This is a genomic window from Halocatena salina, from assembly GCF_023115355.1.
In the GTDB taxonomy this organism is placed as follows: Archaea; Halobacteriota; Halobacteria; order Halobacteriales; family Haloarculaceae; genus Halocatena; species Halocatena salina.
In genome coordinates this window covers 37,821-58,363 of sequence record NZ_CP096021.1, presented here as the reverse complement: position 1 = coordinate 58,363, position 20,543 = coordinate 37,821, and the positions used below count along the sequence as shown (strand labels likewise).

The following is a 20,543-nucleotide window of genomic DNA, read 5'->3' as shown; positions in this document are numbered from 1 at the left end:
ATCCCACCGAAGTGGTGGCAAAGGTAAAGGAGGCGCTGCCAATTACAGACGTATGGATGTAATGCGTCTGCATTGACTCACAGTAATCCAGCAGCATGTACAAGACTCCGCTTGCGAACGATTTCAATCACGTCGTGGCCATACTATCATCTCTTGTCATATATGTAACTCAATGTCGACGGTCTCAGGCAGTCAGCGACACTCACCGCGACGCCATGGCCGAGGTATCTGGACCACGGTCCGTAGCGCTCAGGGTGTCTCCGCTTGTATTTTGTTGGCTGCCGAGCAGCCTCGGCCACTGGATTTCCTGGCCGTTGGTAACTGTCCATGCCGTGCACTCGGTGTCGACTTCGATGATCATCGGGCATTCGGATAATTATATCCCGGGATACTGACAAAGGGCGTCGGGGAGTTGCGGTAGCCTAATGTTTATATTCCATGCCAGAGAACCGTGAATACCCGCTAATGCCGTACTCTCGGGGGATCGTGCGAGCGGAATTGGTAGACTAGACAACCGGTGAGTACGACAGTGGCGAGATGGAGGGCATCTATGACAAACGCAACAGCAACGCCGAGCGAACGGTTACTCACACGGGAGAACTGCGCGATCACATTCATCGACCACCAACCAGAGATGGTACTTGGCGTCAATACGATCGAGACAGGAGCACTCCAAAACAACGTCGGTGGTCTTGCAAAGACGGCAGATGTGTACGATATTCCGGTCGTGCTTTCGACCATCGGCAGGGAACACAATGGGCCACTTTTTGAGGAAATTCGCGACGTACTCTCAGACGAAACGGTGATCGACCGCACGTCGATGAACTCGTGGGAGAATGAGGCGTACGTCGAGGCCGTCGAAGCGACGGGACGTGACAGGTTAGTCATGGCTGGTCTCTGGACGGAGGTATGCGTTTGCTTCGCCGCGCTCTCGGCGCTCGATGCAGGTTACGATGTGTATGTGGTAGCCGACGCCTGTGGGGGTCGGACGGCCGCCGATCATGAACATGCGCTTGAGCGGATGGTGAACGCGGGCGCGACGCCGGTCACCTGGGCCCAAGTCCTCTATGAAATTCAGCGTGATTGGGCTGACGACGGGGCCAGAGAGGCTCACCAGATCTCCATCGACCACGCTGGCGACTTCGGAATGGCTGTTCAATACGGGGACTTCTTGGAGGAGTAACGCATATCAGCACTATCGGGTATCGTAGTGGACCTTCGATCGGGGATTCTGAGAGCGTTTATACTTTAAGTCATTTGTTCCAATATCAACAATCACTTATAAGCCTAAATCCGTTCGAAAGGAGCTGACTTTATGCCGACATCAATCACCACCGCGTATGTGCGTTGGCACCTACCACTAGCGCTGGAAAACTAGGATAGGACGTGCCGATCAATGAGCAAGGGTATTCAACTCGACAACGGAATCAGGTAGAATTTAACTTCCGGTAAACACTCGGAGCGTCTCCTCAGTAACGCCAGATCGGGAGTGGATGGTAACAAAATCATCCTCCTTGATCAGCGTCTTTCCTGTTGGTGTAATCGTCCCTTCGTCGCGATTAATTCGGACGACAAGCACGTCGGAGGGAACAAGTCCTTTCTCGTTTGCTTCCTGAAGCGTTTTCCCCGCGATTGGCGCGTCCTCTCTGACAATCACTTCAACGACATCAGCATCGCCAGCGAGTCCAGCGACACCGGTGACTGGTGAGGCCAACTCTTCATCACGGGGACCAAATGGCGCGTAGGGGCGGAAATACTCCCGATGAATCAGGTCCTCGTCGTCGATTTCGATGCCAAGCGATGTAATCCCCTGAGCGATTCGCGTAAGATCGTCGGTGTCCGTCCCAACGACCGTAATCCGGAGATCCCCTTTGCCGGACATGATCTCTCGAACGTTTATCACGCCCGAAATATCAAGGACTCGTTGGGCCATCTCTTCCCGGTCACGAGAGCCAGTACTGCACACGTAGTAGTTCGTGAGCCGTCCGTCTACCTCCTGATAATTAATATCAACATGATATCCTCGGATTACACCCGCTTCTTCGAGTCGACGGATTCGATTCCGAACGGTCGGTGCTGAGACGTCGACTTTCTCTGCGATATCGGGCGCAGACGTGTGACGGGCCTCTTGAGAGAGATAATATAAGATCTGTTCATCGACCGTATCGATTTGAAAGGACATACTTATACTTCCATATTGATTCCTCAAAGACTTTTAAGTTATCGTTAGGCATCTGATTGGGAATTGGTCTATTATCCAAACCCAACGCATTCAAACTACCTGGAACTGCGTCTAATCCAGCAGTAGACTCCTTGACGACCAGCATAAACGAATAAAAAATATTTCTATTATTTATTTCGGTATCGTTTGTGAATCCGGTATATTTTTACCGTTCCATAGTATAACTTCGTATATGGGCCCACTGTACACCCTCGTTTCCTCGTCAACTAGTGCAGTTCAACTGATCAGTACAGGGAACACTATCGTCCGCCCATTTGGTTCGCTCGTCTTAGACGCAACTGAGCTCTCTGTGTGGCGGTTCCCACGTGGTTCTTTTCGGAAACTGGATGAGCGTGGTCCTTTCGCAGGAAGAATGAGATATGAGTAACTCGAATAAGGAGCCGGAGCCACCGGATACCCTTTCGGATGCGTTGATTCAGCGTATCGACTCGCTACAGCTACCTGAGTTGAAAGCCATTCTTTCGTACGTCGAGCGCCGTATTGAGGCGCTTCGTACTCCGATCGAAGAGGAGATTGAAGCAACCGCAGCTGGGGACGTCCTCCAGATCGAGAACCACGGCGCGTACGCGCTCGTGCGAAAGCATCCGCCGGACTCAGATGGTCCTGGTGCTAATACAGAGATCGTTTCACTGTATCACGTCCGTCGGGAACCGCAGCTGGATGGAACAGAATCACTGCACTGGGCGTATCTCGGAGACGTCCATAACTCGGAACAAATTCGCTGTAATTCTTGCGGATGTCATCTTGATAAAAACGCATCTGTCTGTCCACATTGTGGCAGTGAGAATGTCAGCCAGTCTGAGACGGAGGGGTAAGATATGTCTAGATTGCTTACAAAACATCTCGTTGTCCCGGTTGCGAACGAAGAGGATGCTCGTGAAACGGCACAGGTGCTGGATTGCTATGAGTACGGTCAAATAACCGTCGTTCATGTAATCGAAAAGGGGGAAGGAGTGCCAGATAAGCTCCCGCTCGAACAGGCTGAACAACGGGCTTCGGATGCATTCGGTGCGTTCCGTGGATTCATTCCAGAGATAGAGACAGCAACTGTCTACCGAAGAGATGTTGTTGCTGCTATTATAGAAGTCGCGGTAGACGTAGATGCCAGCGCTATCGCGTTCCATCCCCGAGGCGGGAATCGCTTCATCAAATTTATATCGGGTGATAAGACGCTGAAATTGATCACGAACGTGGATCGTCCGGTTATCACCCTCCCAGAAGAGGCCGAAAACGAATGATAGTTGAGTTGATTCGAGTATGCATACACATAGCAATGTACATGACGGAACGATAGCATCGCATGAGTGAGACCGAACAAGAGCTTGCCCGCGATCTCGGCTTCCTTGAGGCTTACACGATCGGTCTCGGAACGATGATCGGAGCAGGGATTTTCGTCCTACCGAGCATCGCTGCCGAGCAAGCTGGTCCCGCAAGTATGATCTCGTTTTTCGGTGGGGGTCTCGTTTCGTTGTTAGCAGCGCTTTCCCTTTCGGAGTTAGCAACCGGAATGCCGAAGGCTGGCGGTAGTTACTACTACGTCAATCGAGCACTCGGGCCGTTCTTCGGCAGTATCGTCGGCTGGGGAATGTGGGCCGGACTGACGTTCGCCTCGGCGTTCTACATGATCGGCTTCGGTCAGTATCTCCTTCCGGGACTCGGCCAGTACATCAGCTTTCTTGCTGGTTGGGGCCAGATCGGGATCACCGCCGCCGCACTCGTAATGGCTGCGGTGTTGACGGCAGTCAACTACTATGGAGTCAAGGAAACCGGCGCGCTCCAGAACGTCATTGTCCTATCGCTCGTCGGGCTTATTCTCGCGTTTCTCGCTCTGGGTATCTTCGGCGGGCCGGCTCTCGGAGAATTCAACCCGAATGGGTGGCCAGCGGTTGCAGCGACAATCGGGACCGTCTACGTCTCGTTCATCGGGTTCGAGGTTATTGCGACCAGTGCTGAGGAGATCAAAAATCCGAGTCGGAATCTCCCGCTCGCGATGATTGCGGCTGTGGTGACGCCGACGCTGATGTACGTCGGCGTGATGTTCGTCTCGACGGGAACGCTGTCGATTGATGCCCTCTCAGCATCCCAGATTCCAGTTGCCGACGTTGCTACTGAATTCATGGGAGCGATCGGAGGACTGGTAATGATCGCCGGTGCAGTCCTTGCGACGGTATCGAGTGCAAACGCGAGCATCCTTTCGGCCGCTCGGGTCAACTTCGCGATGGGTCGTGACCGGATCCTCGTCAACTGGCTCAACGAGGTCCATGAACGGTTCCGGACGCCGTATCGAGCGATCACAGTCACGGGGATTATCACTCTCGTCCTGATCGCGGTCGGCGTTGGAGTTGGGACGCTCGCCGAGGTGGCGAGCTTTATGTATCTCGTGACGTACGCTCTCGTTCACGTCGCTGTTGTCGTGTTGCGTCGAGCAAATCCAGACGCATATGATCCATCTTTCAAAATCCCGACGGGTCTGTATCCTCTCGTGCCGATCGTGGGATTCGCGGCCTGTCTGGCGATTCTCGTGCAGATGAACGTCCTCGTTCAGGTCATCGGCACCGGTATCGTTGTCTTCGGTGTGCTCTGGTACTTTTGGTTCGCCCGTGATCGAGCACCTAGTACTAGCCTCGTCGGTGAAGCAATCGCGCCCGAGCCCACTGCGATGGCAGATGGTGAAGGGCGCTATCGCGTCGTCGTCCCGGTTGCGAATCCGGAGACTGAACGGGATCTCCTCCGGATGGCTGCGGCCAGCGCATACGCTCACGAGGACCAACACGCTGAGGTAATCGCGGTCAACGTCATCGAAGTTCCCCGCCAGACATCGCTCTCACAGGATCTCACCTTCGAAGAGGAGCGCGTCGAACGACAGCAAGAACTGTTGGAATCCGCCCGTGATATTGCCACCGACCTCGATATCGGCCTCCAGACACGCGCGATTGTCGGTCGTGATGCTGGATCTGTCATCTTGGACGTGATTGAAGAGGAAAACGCAGAGCACGTCCTGCTTGGTTGGCAAGGTACCCGGAGTAGACGTGAACACGTTCTCGGGTCAACGATCGATCCCGTGATTGGGCGTGCACCGTGTGACGCGACGCTAGTGAAACTCGGGCCCGAAGGCGGACGCGGTGAAGGGGACGTTATGGTGCTTGCTGGTGAAGGGCCACACGCGCCGGTTGCGGCCCGGCGTGCTGCTGAGTTCGTTGCCGCATCCGACGAAGCGTCGTTGATGCTTCTCAACGTTCAGTCATCAGAGTCCGAGAGTGACGAGGGGCTCTCACCCACCGAGCGTGGTGAAGCAGTGATTGCCGAGTTAGTCGAACGTGCTGAAATCGAATACATGTCGTACGATGCTAAGGTGGCGGTCGCTGCGGATACTGAACAGGCGATTATCGAGGCAGTTCAGGAATACGACACGGTGTGTGTCGGTGCAACACGGTCAGGGACGATTTCACAGGCTGTCTTTGGGTCGCTCCCTGAGAAAATCGGCGCAGAAGTCCCTCAAACTGTTGTAATGGCACGCGGTCCGGAGGAATCGCCTATGTCAGTTCGTGAAGCGCTCATGCAGAGACTGGAGGTATGATCACTATGTACATTATCACTATCGGCGCAAGCGATATCGGAACACCGCTTATCGATATTGCGACGCAGTCAGGCAATGAGGTCGTCGTCATTGAGCGTGACAAAAAAACGCGCGAATCGGGCCGCTGACCGGTTTACTGTCCGATGTTGAACGTCGACGCTACAACGAAAGACACGTTAGAGGATGCCGATGCCGAACAGGCCCATGCGCTCATCTCGACAACGGATCAGGACGCAACGAACGTGATGACGTGCCTGCTTGCGAAGGAATTCGAGATTCCTGCGATTCTTTCGGTCGTCCACAACCCAGAGCACATGGGGCTTTTCGAGCAGATCGGTGTCAACACGATAGAGAACCCACAACAGCTGATCGCCGAGTATCTGTCTCGGGCCATGACACGGCCAGCGATTGTAGACTATATGTGTATTGGTAAGGACGCGGAGGTCTTCGAGATCACAGTCACCGAAGAGGCACCTATCGTAGGGAAAACGCTCCAACAAGCCACACAGGCGGGACTAATCACTGATGAGATGCTCGTTGTTGCAACCGAACGTGACGGACACGATCATCCAATCACTCCGCGCGGTAATACAACCATCAAGAAAGGTGATCTACTGACAGTGTACTCTGGTGTCGGTGCAGACCCGGAAATTACTGATATCTTTGGGCATTATGAAGATCGAGTTGAATGAGATGATAACGTTGAATTTCGTGACAATCGTGGTAGCTTTAATTGACAACACAGAGAGCGTATGAACGGATCCGTTGCAACAGTCGGCCGAGACATCGGTCGCATCCTAGAGGCGCTTGGCGGACTAATGCTGGTCTCGATTGCCGTGCCGATCGTCTGGGGTGAGTACTATGCGCTTCCGGCACTACTGGTCTCTGCAGTCATTCCGTTGGGAATTGGCTGGCTGCTCCATCGACGATTCAAGGACGCCGAAGCCCCGGGTCGGTTCCACGGGATGATCATCGCCGCGTCCGGGTGGTTTTCGGTCGGATTCTTCGGCTCACTCCCGTTCCTGCTGATTGCGTGGAGTGTCCAACTTGGCCTGCCGGGGTTCACAGATCGTGGCTGTGAATCCACCAAGTACTGCGGCACCGCCGAGGCGTTCGAGTGCCAGACAACAGGCGACCTGCGCCGCCAGCCCCGGCGGCAGTTAACAGCGATGTCCGTTCGTGCTCGTCAGTGTTAGTCGTCATCGTCGCCGGACTGCATCCGGCTGCTTGTCGAACGTTGTTCGACTCTGTCGTCGGTCTGCGTCACGATATCACAGCCGAGGATGCTTTCGATGTTCTGCCGGATACACTCATCGGCGAGTGCGACCATCTCAACGGCCTCAGACCGGCTCACTTCGTAGAATTTCTGGCGACCGTCGCGTTCGGAATCGACGGGCTGGCAGTTTTTCAAACATTGGAGGTGATGGGAAACGAGATTCGCTTCGAGGTCCGTCCGATCACAGATCGCGGTCACATTCAACGGCTCGTCTGCCTCAGCGAGCGTCTGGAAGATACGCAAACGGTTTGGATCACCGAGTGCACGAAAGATGGTTGCGCGTGCGTCGTTGACATCTTCATTTGATTGGAGGAGGCGCATACTTATTACAACATCTATTGTAGTATTTTGTAAAGGAGTTTTGGTCCCTTCATGCTATTCTTTCGGATCTCTAACGAGCCGGAAGGGACATATGTTCTAATATCAAAACAGATATTGAAATAACTGCTACAATGGAGTACGATCTCGTGATTCTGGGCGGCGGGGCAGCCGCCTTCGCTGCACTGACTGGGGCGAGTCAGCGCGGCCTCTCGACGGCGATCGTGAACACCGGGCTGCCGCTCGGTGGGACCTGTGTCAACGTCGGCTGTGTCCCGAGTAAACACCTCCTTGCAGTCGGACACGCTGCGTTCGAACCGACCCGAACGGAGTTCGATGCGGTCCAGTACAGTGAGGATGAGCCGACGATTGATTGGGCCGCTGCCCTCGATGAGAAAGATCGTCTTGTGGATCAGCTCCGACAGGAGAATTACGTCGATGTGGCCGATCATTTTGGGACAGATGTCTACGAGGGCTACGGGCAGTTCGTTGATGCGACAACCCTCGAAGTCGTTGCTGGTGCAGCCGAGGGCACGTGTCTCACTGGCCGGAACGTTCTCATCGCGACAGGGAGTTCGCCATCGATCGCACCGATTGACGGTTTTGAAGAGGTCCCTTATGAGACGAGCGAGACGATCCTGGAGCGTCGTGCGCTCCCCGAGAGTGTTCTCATCATCGGTGGTGGCTATATCTCTCTCGAATGGGGCCAGATCCTTCATCGGATGGGGGTCGACGTAACGATCCTCCAGCGTTCGGCCCACCCGATCGGCTGGAATTCGTCCTCGGCGCCCCATAACAGGAGTGTCTCCGCAGTGACCGCCTCGGGATCGATCTCCGTCGTATGATTCGTGTTGGTTGCGGCGGCGTTGCGGACGATCGACGTAACACCTTCCTCTGATTCCTATGGTGACTTCATCCCTGTCAGAAACGCCTCGTTGGGAGTGTCTTCATAAAGCGTCTCACGGAAAAGGTCGTCGAGCGTCCCCTGTAGTTCCTCGACACTGGTTTCTCGAGCCATCTCTGGAAGTCCGAGGTCAGTGATGAGCTGGATCGGCCACGAGTCGTACGCGATGGAATTCGACAACACCAGTTGCTCGGCTGAATTCGGATTGTGAGTGGCGTACCGTAGGAAAACACCTCCCCCGAGGTCATGACCGACAAATGAAGCTGTTTCGACACTCAACGTCGAAATCCATACCCGAGCATATCAGGAACGATGACCCGCCGATGTTTTGCAATCGGTGGGATCACGTCCCGCCACAGAAACGAGTTTGTCGAAATCCCATGGAGAAATACGACGGGGTGTCCCGATCCTTCGTCGTAGTACGCGACCGCAAGATCGTGGCCGTCGACTGAGACGGTCGTCGAATCCTGTGCCGCGGTCCACTCCTTGTATTCCATCATCAGTCACCTCCGTTGGAGATACTGGTTCTAACCACAAACTGTTGCTACCTACAACGATAGGTGATACAGAATCCGGTGAGAACGTGACGAGCAGGAAATTACAAACTCAGTATAGCAGAGGTCGGCTAGGTTGATTTGTCATGCATAGTTCCATCCGAAATTTAGACTGCCGAGATTAGTAAGTGAGGAAAGGTAACCGAGAATGGCGCTATTCACTTTCACCGAACTTGGCGCAGTTATAAAACTGTTTACAGCTTATCAATACTATAGCAGGTGAAAATCATGCCAAACACGAACAAGAAAAGCAAATTCTCACCCCGACTTGAAGCTATCGTCGAATCGCTCCCATTACGTCTGGGACTTCGCGTGCTGGAAATTGGCTGTGGATCGGGCGCAGCAGCGCGTGCGGTTGTTAGTCATATTGGTGATGGACACGTGCTCGCCATTGATCTATCACCTAAAGCGATAAGAAAGGCGAGAGATGTGTCACAAGACCAAATCGCATCTGGCCATTTGAGTATGCGTCAAGTTTCAGCTGAAGACCTCGAATTGGAGCCGGGCGAACAACGTTACGACATCGCATTCGCTGTACGAGTTGGTGCGCTGGATGGTGAGCGTGCATTGCCACGGATCGCAAAGGCGTTGACCCCGAATGGGCAGTTGTTCATAGACGGTGGAGATCCATTACGGGAAATCTCGCTTGAGTCTTATCGTTGAACTGTACTAGGAATATGAAGACCCAATACTACACGGCAACGAGCATCAACGGGTATCTCGCCGATGAGGATAACTCACTCGACTGGCTCTTCCAGTTCGGAGAGATCGAGAGTATGGAGGACGATTACCCCCGATTCATCAAGCAGGTCGGCGCTATAGCCATGGGCTCGACGACCTACGAGTGGATCATCGAACACGAAAATCTGCTGGAGGAGCCCGAAAAGTGGCCGTATGAGACACCGACCTGGGTGTTCAGTAGCCGAGAACTATCGGTTGTGAAGAGGGCAGATATTCGCTTCGTGCAGGGAGACGTCGCACCCGTTCACGCTGAAATGGCGGAAGCCGCAGGTGACAAGAACGTCTGGCTCGTCGGCGGCGGCGATCTGGCCGGGCAGTTCCACGATCAGGGGCTGCTCGATGAGATTATCCTCAGCGTTGCTCCCGTCATGCTCGATTCGGGTGCGCAGCTCTTCCCGCGCGAAATTACATCATCACCTCTAAAGCTGATCGATGTACAACAGCATAGCGATGTCTTTGCTGTGCTGACCTATGAAGTGCCGCTTCAAGAGAATTTGAAGTCGGATGGGTAGGTCTCGTCATGCATAGTCACCCGCGAAATTTATCCCAACGGCCCAAATTTCGCGCCAAACAGTGAATGAACAATATTACCTAGCCATCATCAGATATTGCTATATCGGTCGGTCGGATCGTCCACTGTATAGCGATCTTGTCATGTTCTCAAAAGAAGATTTTATTTTCGCCTAGTGTTCACGCAGCAATTTGTATGAGTACTCGGCTCTGCACGTTTAAGTCGGAACGCGATGTAGACGGCAATGACGGCCGATGCTTCCGATTACGGATTTCCTGTCCTGCACCGATCCACTGGACGAGTTCGACTCGCTGTCGTATCACCAGACTCATCACGCCAAAACGTACGTGATAGGTCTTGCTGCGGCCAGCAGCAAGACCGTGACCGGGATCGCACGTGAAGTCCTTCCGGCCCAAGGCGACCGAGCATTCAACAAGTTCCTCACTGAGTACGACTGGGACAAAGATCAACTCAACCACGAACGATTAGAGGAGTTGCAAAAACACGGCGAGACACGCTGGTCACAGGACGGTTACATCGTCATCGACGACTCGGTGTTCCAGCAAACCGGGAGGAACTTCCCGGTGCTGGAGAGTTCTACGATCACACCGAAGGAGAACCCGTCTGGGGACAGGACCTCGTCTACGCATTCTACACCGACGACAAAACCTCCTATCCACTCACATTTCGCCAGTACGAGAAAGCTGACGACGAAGACCTGGACGACGAGGAGACGAAGTACGATCTCTCCCGAGAGATCGTCACAGAACTGGAAGAAGAGGTAGGTGTCCGCAGGTACACCTACCTCTTCGACTCGTGGTTCGCCCACGACTCGGACCTGATCAAGCACGTCGAATCCTACGGCAAGGATTGGATCGGACACTACGGAGCAACCGGCAGGTGACCTTCGATAACGAGGAGATGCGCGTCGATGCGCTCTTCCAGCGCATCGACAAAGTAGAGCGAGAGATCAACGAAGAAACGTACAAGATTTGGACGAAGACGCTACCGATCTCGAAGTTAGGTGAGGTACGACTGGTAATCGCCGAGAAAGTCACTGACGAGGACGAAGACAACCCGGTCAAGTACCTCGCAACGAACAAGATCGACGCTCCCTCTGGCCATCTCATTCGGAGCTATTCGTACAGGTGGCGAATCGAGACGTTCTTCGAGGACTCAAAGCAGGATCTCGGCCTTGGAGGCTTCGAGGTGCGTGATTCTGACGGTGCCAGTCGCCACTGGCACCGTCAGATGCTGACCTACAGCCTCCTTCGCCTTGGTCCCGAATCGAGCGCAGCTCTAACACGGCCTCAAAGAGACGATCTACAACATGTTTTCGTGGGTGCGCGACCAGACAGACCATGATCTCGACGGACTGATGGAGGAGATCGACCACCTCTTCTCCCATTCTGAGGGGAGTTTATGAACGTGCAGAGCCGAGTAGAAACCTCAGATTGTGATCGATGGTGCTATCAGAAGTCGAGCTGGTCAGTTACCGACTGTTGCTGCGTGGCGGGTTCGGGTTCTGAGTTGGAAGGGGCGTGACAGAGACGCTTGCGAGCGCGAACGCGATCGCTCCGCCCGCCAACAATACCCCGACTCCGACAAACGTCGTTCCAAGGCCCAGAGTATCGCTTACTGGCTGGGTCACGAGCGGTGAGAGAAACTGCCCGAGGAAAAACGCACTCGTCAGGGCACTGAGCGCCCGTCCACGAACGGACTCCGGCGTGACCGCTGCAATCCACGCGTTGAGGTTCGTCAGGAGGAACCCACTGCCAGCACCCGCGACCGCCAGACCAATGACAACACCGGGAACCGTCCCACTCACGCCGATCACGGCATACCCGATACTCATGAATCCAAATGTGAGTGCAACGATATCGATTACACTCAAGGATCGACGGACGCGGCCATACAGCAGCGAGGCGACTCCACCGGCTCCTGTCGACGCCGCCAGCGCAGCACCGATCACCGTGCCACTTGCCCCAGTCCGCGTTTCGAGATAGAACGGAATCTGGACAGGAGTCATGTAGAAGATGATCTGACCGACTAACCCGAGTGCAGCGATAAGACCGAGCGTTCCGAGCGGGAACTGAGCGAGCGTTTGGCGGAGGTCGCTGATACTCGTTGGACGGTCCCCGGTGGGTTCACGGCGGCTCGGCTCTGGCAATCCGAACGCCATCGCCGGCAGGAGCACCAGCGCCACTGTATAGACGAGGAACGGAACCCGCCAGCCGATATCTGCGAGCACGCCTGCGAGCGGCAACAGGACGACGCCGCCAATGGACATGAAGGCACCCTGTCGCCCGAGGATCGTATCCCGGTGGTTCTCCTCGTAGTAGTCGGTAATCAGCGCAGTCACAGTCACCATCACGCCCGCAACGGCCAGCCCTAGCACCGCTCGACCGACGAGAATTGCCACCAGTGAATCGAGCACGAATCCTGAACCACCCGCGAGCGCGTAGACGACTGTCGAGCCAAGCAGCAACCGTCGGCGGCCGTACCGGTCAGCGAGCGCGCCAATGACGGGTGAACCAACTGCGATGAACAACCCGTGCATTGTGAGAACGAGCCCGACGAGGACTCCCGCGTTCGGCGCATTCACAAACGCTCTCTGAATTGCGGGCAGCGCCGGAGAGATCGTCGCACCCGCCATGATGGTGAGCATGCTTGCAAGCAGCAGCGTTCCCTGTGCAAGTCTCGGGCGTGAGAGTGTGATCTCGCCGCTCATGCGGCACTCACCTCGTTGAACACGTCTTCTAACGTGTCGCTCATATCCGACTCAGCGAGTGCGGCATCGATATCGACTCTGTCTCCCGGAGAGTGTTCCTCACGTTTTTGCATCGTGATCACATGATAGAGACACGCGACACGGAGAAGCCAGAATACTCCCCCAACGTCTTCGTCCGATTGGGTGCGATAGGACATCCACCAAGAATCGGAGAAATCGGGCGTGACGTGATGTTTTTCAGCTCGTTTCTCCTCAATGAAGACGTCACGGACACATTTGTCGAATGGAATGTCGAGGAGTTTGCCATGGTGGACGTGGCTGATCTGCCGTCCATCGAGGGTAAACTCGCGCCCGACGCCACGGTCGTGCGAGTCGACTTCCACCCCGGACCACGCGCTGACGGTAGATTCGATCGGATTCATACGCCAGCCTCCGGAGTACCGACAGCAGACGGAACGAACTGCTCGAGCCAGTCCTCGTACGTGCCGTCGATGAGGGTGCCATTCTCGTTGAATCGTTCGATGACATACCGGGCAGGGTGGATCGAACTCCGTCCCTCCCAGATCGTCACTTGTACGATGAGAACGTTCAGCGAGGGAGCGTTCATCGGCGTTCAGCTCCGCTTTGCATCAACGTTCCATACTGGTGGCTCTCCGTCTGTTCGTGGGAGCCGCTGGTTCGCCTGTGGATTGATCGCACCATGAGCGAGCAAAGGGGAGAATGCACCGTGGAAATTCGCGTGAATATATTCACCTCCGATACTGTTGAGCCATAACGAATTGATGAATCCTAGTGAATCACTAGCGGTGTTGAATTCAGGCGGTAGTTCAAAGAAGCTGAAGCGGTAGATTGTCGAGCTTGACAGTCTCATCGACGATTACACCGTCTGGGACAACTCCTTGCCGCAGGTTAGATCGCGAGAGCCGCTACAGCAGCCGACCATTAATCATCAATAATAATGTATTTAAAACCGATACATTAATAAGAAAATAATTTTTATATTGATGTATGAGGAGTGCAGAACATAATAATAGAACTGTAAACAGACGAAACGTGCTCAAGAAACTCGGTGCTGCAGGGGTTGTCGGTGCGGTTGGACTTCCGGCAGGCGTATCAGCGGAGCCGAACCCATCCGATGTTCACATCGAGAAAATCCTCGATAAGACACATATCCAACAAATTGAGGATGTGGTCGGCACATTGTCGGTCGAGGAGGCTGTCGTGAAACAACGAGAACTTGATGGAAGAACGATCACCCACACCGAGTTCCAGACTAACCTCGGGACACTGACCAATACCGAAATCGGGAATTCTGTTGAAGCGAAACTCGAACTGAATCTCGCACAGACACCGGAACTCCGACAGAAGCTTCCAGCCGAATTCAGACCTATTCCAGCTGAAAGCACCACGTTTCTTGTTAGTGATGAATCGTCGATTACGATTGCTCGAATGGCAACCGATACCGAACTAGAGCAGTTAGAACACGCTGTCGAAGAGGACGTCATCTCCGCGGTTTATACGCATAACAGTAGCGGATTCAAAGTAGCTGCCGGAACGGTGAACGAGGACACGGCCAATGTCCAACGATACCATGTTGATGCAACTGGTGGCGACCTTTCAGCAGCCTCTGTTGAACCGGTGGCATCAACTGAGGGATCTTGTGTGTATACGTGTACGAGCTGTGCCGGAGCCGTTGTGAGTAAAGGATTTTGTGTTTCGACATGTGCAGCAGCGATGACCGGCGTTGGATTAGGTGGCTGTATTGCGTGTGCCTTTTTCACCAATCTTGGCATCGGGTCATGCGGTATGTGTTATAATTGTTTCTGGTGAACTTAATCCAGATAGGAAGATTCGATAGGGTAATAAAAAGCCGATCATCTCTCTGCTGCCACCAGAAGTTTTCGAACGGGTTCATTTCCAGCGAATGCGGCAGGAGAAACAACTGATAGATATCACGACTATATATTCGAGTGAACCTCACAACAGTTACTAGGCATTATGCAGATCAAACCAATCTACAACAGAATTGATAACTGGGTTCGGAAACTCTCATCGCTTCAGTACGCGCTTTTGGCGTGGGTCATTGCATTCAGCGCTGGCGTTCTCATCGGCCTCGTGCTCCCGAGAAACACCTTCCTCAACGCAGCACTGACCGCTGCAGGGAGTGCGACTGGGGTCGCGCTTGTCTTTTACTTCGCGGGAATACCAGATTGATAATACAGTTTACATCACTGTTCTCAATACGATTACCGATCCACAGTGTACGGCATGTCCACTTCGTCCGATGAGCTCACTGTGACTGAACTAGTATGGGAAGACAAGCGGACGCGCTCTAAGATCCGTCTCTCACCAGTGGTATGACTGTCGGGAACGCCTCGAAGACGCAGGTGTGGACGATCTCGATGTCTACTCTGAGTTCGGCTCAGGCTCCGATGGGATCGGGAAGACTGCCAAGCGTTGCTTGCAGCCGTGAAAGACGGCAGTACGATTACATGTATGAGCGAGAACTCTCTCGGTTGGCTCGCCGAACGACGGTCGCCGCCGAGTTCATCGATGTCTGTACAGCGTTGTCTGGACTGCTGGCATCAACTCTCGGAACCTCTCACGTACTCTCGCGGACGATGCCCGCCTCGCGCTCGATGTCGACGTCGAAACTAGCGATCTTCCAGAGAGATGATGACAGTCCATTATGATGTCTGATAATACGAGCAACTATAGCGGTAGCTCCGGCCCTACTGCGAGCCGAAGTGTCGATGCGATTTTTCGATTTATCGAGTGGCAGGGAAGCCGTGTCGTCCGTGCAGGCTGCCGTCGCTCCTCAATGGATCCCCAACGCTTCTCACGCCGACCGATCGTCGTTCACAAGCCAGATCCGAACCGTTCGCACCCGCTGCTGGATCGTCTGCCACCACGCCCGGATTTGGTTTACAAGCGCCTTGCCAGCAGTGAGAATCGCGAGCAACTCGTGACCAACAATCATCATCGCGCTGAGACCAACGAGCAATCCAGCCACCACTGCGCCTCCACCAAACATAAGCCCGGGAACTGCTGAGAGTCTTCCGACGAACCCACCGAGAAGAGTATATGATACGGCAGAAACGAACAGCCCGCAGCCGCCAAGGATGATGCCGGTTCTCGCCCGTCGCACCCAGCGACTCACGCCGAGTCGTTCCTCAGTTTGCTGGCGTATTTCGGACTCCGTCTGCAGAGCGAGTCGGTCGAGGGACCGCACATCATCTGTTTGTGCGGAGACTGTCTCAGCACGGTTCCGTGCCTCCCGTAGCAGTTGGTCCCGATCATACTGCTGCAACACACGAAGCCGTTCGACAGCCAAGTAGGTGTCTGCCAACGCCAACCGCAACTCCTCTTCAGTGACGTCATTAAATGCCAAGTCGTATTGCCTGTCGGGATAGCTGGCGAGCAGTCGGAAATCGAACACCCCTGCCTGAATTCGTTGTCGAATCAGCCGTTGATCACGCTGTTTCGCGTCGGTGTCAACATTCTCGAACTCATTTTGAAGCCGTTGTCGCTGTGTTTTTGTGAGCAGCGAGGCCGATCTCTCATCCATACAGCAATTCTATTCATGATAGGATATATACCTCTGTCTACTCGTCGGAAGACGGTATACTGTGGTATACCACTCTACATCCGCAGTATACCGCGCTATACCGATGCGTATCTCTCGATCCACAAGCCCGTATACCGGAACTCAGCGGTCTGCAACGCTATACTGCCAATCCCACTACGCAGATTAGGCCAAATCGGTGGTGTACGGCAGTATATTGACGATATATGGTGGAAACAGTCTTATCCCTTTAATACAGTGCCATCGGCACAACCGGTTGGATGACTGCAATCGAACTGAAAGGAGTGACGAAGCAGTACGGCGGTGTGACTGCCGTCGACGATCTCGATCTCGTCGTTGAGGACGGCACCGTGTTCGGCTTTCTCGGTCCGAACGGCGCGGGCAAATCGACTGTCATTAATTGTTTGCTCGATTATATCCGACCCACCGAAGGACAGATATCTGTGTTCGGCTACGACGCCCAAACCGAATCACAGGCTATCTGTCAGCGCACAGGCGTCCTGCCCGAGGGATTCGATGTGTACGATCGCCTGACTGGTCGCCAGCACCTCCAGTTCGTCATCGACTCGACTGGAGCGAACGACGATCCGGAGGCGATTGCCGAGCGCGTCGGCATCCAGGACGCGGTCGACCGAAGGGCTGGTAGGTACTCGAAAGGAATGGCCCAACGGCTCATGTTGGGGACCGCCCTCGTCGGTCAGCCCGACCTGTTGATTCTCGACGAGCCGTCGTCGGGACTCGATCCAGAGGGCGTCCACACGATGCGCGAAATCGTCCGGGACGAAGCCGACCGGGGCGCGACAATCTTCTTTTCGAGTCACATCCTCGGACAAGTCGAGGCCGTCTGTGACCGCGTAGGCATCCTTCAGGATGGAGCACTTATCGCTAAGGACACTATTGCCGGCTTACGCGAGACCGTCGAAGCCGAGACGACTCTCACCGTCGAAGTTGATCAGGTGCGTGAGTCAGCACTTCCGGCTCTCCGTGCACTGGATGCTGTCTCGACAGCTAGTGCCACCGGCACGACCGTGACGGTACACTGTGTGGATGCAGCGAAAACGACCGTCCTGAACGAACTCGAAGCAGCCGGTGCATCGGTTCAGGATTTCGACCTGACGAAAACCTCACTCGAAGACCTCTTCATAGCCTACACCGAGGACGGTACCCCATCGACGACCACCCACGATCGGTCTAGCGAGGAAGCTATCCAATGAGTACGCTACTAGTCGCGAAAAAAGAGTTCCAAGACGCCATCAGATCACGGCTGCTGTTGCTCGTGACGAGCCTGTTCACGGCGTTTCTGGCCTTCTATACGTATTACAAATTTGCGATGGTCACTCCAGCCGAGCCCGCTGTGGTGGCTGACCTGTACCGGGCCGTAGCCAGCGTCGTCGCGGTCGTGGGAACGCTCCTAGGGTACAATGTGATCGTGGGTGAGCGCGAGTCAGGCAGTTTGCAGTTCCTGCTCGCACAGCCCCACACGCGCCGCGATGTCGTCATCGGCAAACTACTCGGTCGAGCAGCCGTCGTCGCGGTAACAGTGGGCATCGCGTTCGCCGTTGTCGGTGCCCACTACGCCGTGCTGGTTGAGACGTCGCCGTCGGTCATGGCCTATGCGCGCCTCGGCGGCAAAATACTGGTGCTCGGGGTGGTCTTCGTTGCGGTCGCGATCGCGTTTTCAGCGGCGGTTCGCTCTACGACCATGGCGACGTGGGGCGCAGTGTGGCTTGCATTCCTGTTTGCGTTCGTCTGGGATTCGGTGCTCGCGGTGATCAAAACGTTCCTGTTCACGTCTCAAACCCTTCCACCCTGGTACTATCTCATCACGCGGTTCAATCCGAAATTCGCGTTCGTTCACATCGACGCGACTGCGCTTGACACGATCCCGTTCTATCTGAAGGGATGGTTTGGGGGCGTGATTCTGGCTGGCTGGCTCCTTGTGCCACTCGGGGTGGCATATCTCCGGTTCCAGCGAGGTGATCTGGCATGAACCGTCGCCACCGCGCCGTTATTGCGGTACTCATCGCTGTCCCACTGTTTGGGGCCCCGCTCGTCTCTCCGGTCCCGAACTACGACGCTCACATAGAGATGGGTGTCCATCAGGAACCTGTTAACCAGTCCGCTATTGAGACGGAGAAAAAACAGGTCGGAGACGTACCAACAGTGCATTACCAGAACCTCTCGGTACCTGCCCAGCGCTTGTTCGAGAGTGGCTACAACGCCACCTGGAACGGTATCCTGATAGAGAACGGCCCAACCGTTCCCTTGGACGAAGCGCCCGAGCCGTGGGCCACGCTCATTCCTACTAGATCAAAGGGCGACGCAACAACCGTTTACGTCCACAAAGACGGGCACTACTATGAAACGAAGCTTCATCGATTCACACCGAAGCCATCCTTGCAGGCGTTCGGACTGCGGCTGGGATCACTCCTTGGGGCCATTGGCTTTGGGACACTCGCTGGATACTTCGGCCTCACTGCCGAAGACTGACGGCTAGCCCGAGCTAAAGAGACAACAGCGTTTTCGGGCGATACAAAAGAGTATACCCACATCACTCCCCCTAGCCCGCCGAACCACGGTGTAGCCCACTGGCCTCCGCCCACTTACTGTACCGAATCGATTGGTTCCGGAATCGTATCTGTAATGGTGAACGTACGTGCCGGGTCATACAGACGCTCGACAGCAGCTCTCAGCCCCTCTCACGTACTCTCGCGGACGATGCCCGCCTCGCGCTCAATGTCGACGTCGAACTAGCGACGATCGGGTGGCGACTGCGCTCAGGGCGATGGAAAGCGCTGCCATTGAACTTCTAGCGGGCTTCGAAGAGCGCATTCGAACTAGAGGATGGTATCATCCCCTTTTTTCTCTGGAGCTGCTGTCGCTTCTCTCATTTACAATGTCTCTCTTACTCCCTCCCACTGCCTCTTTATTCTGTGAAATTGGGAGAAACTAGTGATACTGCGCTTGCTGCGCTCAACATCGTCAAAATGCCAGATGTCTTTACGGACCCACGTCCGTGAGTATAAGTCAGGAAAGGAGTTATTACGTTGGTCGACCTTTCTTTTCAAGTGGAATACACAACACTCGGTAACACTGGGATGACGGTAAGCAAGATATGTCTCGGCTGTATGAGTTTTGGTGGTCCGGGGAGAGGTGACATGTTCGATTGGACTGTCGGGAAAGAGCAATCGACGAAAGTCATCGATCGCGCGATCGAGCTCGGGATCAACTTCTTCGATACGGCAAACATCTACTCCTACGGCGACTCTGAACGCATCCTTGGCGAGGCACTCGCTGAATACGACCGTGACGAGCAGGTGGTCGCTACGAAGGTCTGGGGCCAGATGCGCGAGAATGACCCGAATTCGGGAGGACTCTCCCGAAAGACTATCGAGCAGGAGTTGGAGAACAGCCTGAATCGGCTCGGCATGGACACCATCGATCTCTACCAGATCCACCGCTGGGATGACGATACGCCGATCGAGACGACAATGGGGGTCCTCGACGATGCTGTTCGTCGCAATCAGGTCCGCTACCTCGGTGCGAGTTCGATGTGGACATACCAGTTTGCAACGGCGCTCCACACGAGCTGTCAGATGAATCTCGGCCGCTTTGTGACAATGCAAAACCACTATAATCTCGTCTACCGCGAGGAAGAGCGCGAGATGTTGCCGTACTGCAAGCAAGAGAACGTTGGCGTCATTCCGTGGAGTCCGCTCGCTGGTGGCTACCTCGCCCGCCCACACGAAGAGAGCGATAAAATGCGTGAGATGACCTCAGATCGGTACGGCTCCCCACAAAGCAGGGAGATCAACGAGCGCGTTCGAGAGATTGCCGACGAAATGGATGCCACGATGAGCCAGATCAGCCTGGCATGGCTGCTCCACAAAGACGGTGTGACCGCGCCCATTTATGGAACATCGAGCGTCGAGCACTTGGAGGAAGCGGTCGAAGCTATCGAGATTGATCTCTCCGACAGCGATGTCGAATACCTCGAAGAACCGTACGAGCCGATAGCCGTCCTCGGACACGAATAGCACACCACAAAATTCATAATTTGTTAGCAATGCTAGGTTCATCATCGTTCGATCGAACAGCTGTTA

At 54.7% G+C, this 20,543-nt stretch carries 21 protein-coding genes and 4 pseudogenes; 17 read left to right on the top strand and 8 right to left on the bottom strand.

The window, feature by feature from the left end:
* Window positions 1-550 precede the first annotated feature (550 nt).
* Window positions 551-1,183, top strand: a complete 633-nt coding sequence (locus MW046_RS15490) for a hydrolase (RefSeq protein ID WP_247995452.1) — start codon at window positions 551-553, stop codon at window positions 1,181-1,183.
* 255 nt (window positions 1,184-1,438) lie between these two features.
* Here MW046_RS15490 and MW046_RS15485 read toward each other — a convergent pair whose 3' ends face one another.
* A complete protein-coding gene (locus MW046_RS15485) occupies window positions 1,439-2,182 on the bottom strand; it encodes an Lrp/AsnC family transcriptional regulator (protein WP_247995451.1) in 744 nt (247 codons plus the stop codon).
* Window positions 2,183-2,601: 419 nt separating this feature from the next.
* Here MW046_RS15485 and MW046_RS15480 point away from each other — a divergent pair, with 419 nt between their 5' ends.
* The 5 genes and pseudogenes from MW046_RS15480 to MW046_RS15460 form a co-directional block, all read left to right on the top strand.
* On the top strand, window positions 2,602-3,057 hold the full coding sequence (locus MW046_RS15480; protein ID WP_247995450.1) for a zinc ribbon domain-containing protein: 456 nt from the start codon (window positions 2,602-2,604) through the stop codon (window positions 3,055-3,057).
* Window positions 3,058-3,060: 3 nt separating this feature from the next.
* The gene (locus MW046_RS15475) at window positions 3,061-3,480 is read left to right on the top strand and encodes a universal stress protein (protein ID WP_247995449.1); all 420 of its coding nucleotides are present in this window, start codon (window positions 3,061-3,063) and stop codon (window positions 3,478-3,480) included.
* 62 nt (window positions 3,481-3,542) lie between these two features.
* Complete coding sequence (locus MW046_RS15470) at window positions 3,543-5,819, top strand: amino acid permease (RefSeq protein WP_247995448.1); 2,277 nt, start codon at window positions 3,543-3,545, stop codon at window positions 5,817-5,819.
* Between the two features lie 5 nt (window positions 5,820-5,824).
* Window positions 5,825-6,511, top strand: a pseudogene (locus tag MW046_RS15465) (potassium channel family protein).
* Window positions 6,512-6,571: 60 nt separating this feature from the next.
* A pseudogene (locus MW046_RS15460) lies at window positions 6,572-6,877 on the top strand (TrkH family potassium uptake protein); the annotation flags it as partial.
* 134 nt (window positions 6,878-7,011) lie between these two features.
* Here MW046_RS15460 and MW046_RS15455 read toward each other — a convergent pair.
* Window positions 7,012-7,416, bottom strand: coding sequence for an ArsR/SmtB family transcription factor (locus MW046_RS15455; protein WP_247995447.1), 405 nt, complete (start codon window positions 7,414-7,416; stop codon window positions 7,012-7,014).
* A 119-nt stretch (window positions 7,417-7,535) separates the two neighbouring features.
* On the opposite strand from MW046_RS15455, the pseudogene MW046_RS15450 reads away from it, so the two are divergent.
* Window positions 7,536-8,168: pseudogene (locus tag MW046_RS15450) on the top strand (FAD-dependent oxidoreductase); the annotation flags it as partial.
* Window positions 8,169-8,314: 146 nt separating this feature from the next.
* Here MW046_RS15450 and MW046_RS15445 read toward each other — a convergent pair.
* Both MW046_RS15445 and MW046_RS15440 read right to left on the bottom strand, forming a co-directional pair.
* Window positions 8,315-8,596 carry an alpha/beta hydrolase gene (locus MW046_RS15445; RefSeq protein ID WP_247995446.1) on the bottom strand — a complete coding sequence of 94 codons (282 nt, stop codon included), beginning with the start codon at window positions 8,594-8,596 and terminating at the stop codon, window positions 8,315-8,317.
* Window positions 8,593-8,817, bottom strand: coding sequence for an alpha/beta fold hydrolase (locus MW046_RS15440; RefSeq protein ID WP_247995445.1), 225 nt, complete (start codon window positions 8,815-8,817; stop codon window positions 8,593-8,595). The genes MW046_RS15445 and MW046_RS15440 overlap by 4 nt, the downstream gene beginning before the upstream one ends.
* Before the next feature lie 282 nt (window positions 8,818-9,099).
* On the opposite strand from MW046_RS15440, the gene MW046_RS15435 reads away from it, so the two are divergent.
* The 3 genes and pseudogenes from MW046_RS15435 to MW046_RS15425 all read left to right on the top strand — a co-directional run bounded on the left by MW046_RS15435 (window position 9,100) and on the right by MW046_RS15425 (window position 11,549).
* Entirely contained in the window at window positions 9,100-9,534 is a 435-nt protein-coding gene (locus tag MW046_RS15435; RefSeq protein ID WP_247995444.1) for a class I SAM-dependent methyltransferase, read from the top strand.
* 14 nt (window positions 9,535-9,548) lie between these two features.
* A complete protein-coding gene (locus MW046_RS15430) occupies window positions 9,549-10,124 on the top strand; it encodes a dihydrofolate reductase family protein (RefSeq protein ID WP_247995443.1) in 576 nt (191 codons plus the stop codon).
* A 253-nt stretch (window positions 10,125-10,377) separates the two neighbouring features.
* Window positions 10,378-11,549 (top strand): annotated as a pseudogene (locus MW046_RS15425) (IS701 family transposase).
* A gap of 66 nt (window positions 11,550-11,615) precedes the next feature.
* Here the strand turns inward: MW046_RS15425 and MW046_RS15420 are convergent.
* Genes MW046_RS15420 through MW046_RS15410 form a run of 3 tightly spaced genes read right to left on the bottom strand, consistent with a single transcriptional unit; the run spans window position 11,616 to window position 13,461 of the window.
* The gene (locus MW046_RS15420) at window positions 11,616-12,854 is read right to left on the bottom strand and encodes an MFS transporter (protein ID WP_247995442.1); all 1,239 of its coding nucleotides are present in this window, start codon (window positions 12,852-12,854) and stop codon (window positions 11,616-11,618) included.
* A complete protein-coding gene (locus tag MW046_RS15415; protein ID WP_247995441.1) occupies window positions 12,851-13,276 on the bottom strand; it encodes a luciferase domain-containing protein in 426 nt (141 codons plus the stop codon). The genes MW046_RS15420 and MW046_RS15415 overlap by 4 nt, the downstream gene beginning before the upstream one ends.
* Window positions 13,273-13,461 carry a hypothetical protein gene (locus MW046_RS15410; RefSeq protein ID WP_247995440.1) on the bottom strand — a complete coding sequence of 63 codons (189 nt, stop codon included), beginning with the start codon at window positions 13,459-13,461 and terminating at the stop codon, window positions 13,273-13,275. Before MW046_RS15410 ends, MW046_RS15415 begins: the two co-directional genes overlap by 4 nt.
* A 401-nt stretch (window positions 13,462-13,862) precedes the next feature.
* Between MW046_RS15410 and MW046_RS15405 the strand changes: the two genes are divergently transcribed.
* The 3 genes from MW046_RS15405 to MW046_RS15395 all read left to right on the top strand — a co-directional run bounded on the left by MW046_RS15405 (window position 13,863) and on the right by MW046_RS15395 (window position 15,547).
* On the top strand, window positions 13,863-14,684 hold the full coding sequence (locus MW046_RS15405; RefSeq protein WP_247995439.1) for a twin-arginine translocation signal domain-containing protein: 822 nt from the start codon (window positions 13,863-13,865) through the stop codon (window positions 14,682-14,684).
* Between the two features lie 168 nt (window positions 14,685-14,852).
* Entirely contained in the window at window positions 14,853-15,068 is a 216-nt protein-coding gene (locus tag MW046_RS15400) for a hypothetical protein (RefSeq protein WP_247995438.1), read from the top strand.
* A 143-nt stretch (window positions 15,069-15,211) separates the two neighbouring features.
* Entirely contained in the window at window positions 15,212-15,547 is a 336-nt protein-coding gene (locus MW046_RS15395; RefSeq protein WP_247995437.1) for a hypothetical protein, read from the top strand.
* 146 nt (window positions 15,548-15,693) lie between these two features.
* On the opposite strand, the gene MW046_RS15390 is transcribed toward MW046_RS15395, so the two are convergent.
* The gene (locus MW046_RS15390; RefSeq protein WP_247995436.1) at window positions 15,694-16,422 is read right to left on the bottom strand and encodes a hypothetical protein; all 729 of its coding nucleotides are present in this window, start codon (window positions 16,420-16,422) and stop codon (window positions 15,694-15,696) included.
* Between the two features lie 278 nt (window positions 16,423-16,700).
* Between MW046_RS15390 and MW046_RS15385 the strand changes: the two genes are divergently transcribed.
* The 4 genes from MW046_RS15385 to MW046_RS15370 all read left to right on the top strand — a co-directional run bounded on the left by MW046_RS15385 (window position 16,701) and on the right by MW046_RS15370 (window position 20,477).
* Window positions 16,701-17,654: an ABC transporter ATP-binding protein gene (locus MW046_RS15385; protein ID WP_247995435.1), complete on the top strand. Its 954-nt coding sequence runs from the start codon at window positions 16,701-16,703 to the stop codon at window positions 17,652-17,654.
* Window positions 17,651-18,430 (top strand): ABC transporter permease subunit, encoded by a 780-nt coding sequence (locus MW046_RS15380; RefSeq protein WP_247995434.1) that lies wholly within the window; start codon window positions 17,651-17,653, stop codon window positions 18,428-18,430. Before MW046_RS15385 ends, MW046_RS15380 begins: the two co-directional genes overlap by 4 nt.
* Window positions 18,427-18,930, top strand: coding sequence for a hypothetical protein (locus MW046_RS15375; protein ID WP_247995433.1), 504 nt, complete (start codon window positions 18,427-18,429; stop codon window positions 18,928-18,930). Before MW046_RS15380 ends, MW046_RS15375 begins: the two co-directional genes overlap by 4 nt.
* 578 nt (window positions 18,931-19,508) lie before the next feature.
* Entirely contained in the window at window positions 19,509-20,477 is a 969-nt protein-coding gene (locus tag MW046_RS15370) for an aldo/keto reductase (RefSeq protein ID WP_247995432.1), read from the top strand.
* Window positions 20,478-20,543: the final 66 nt, after the last annotated feature.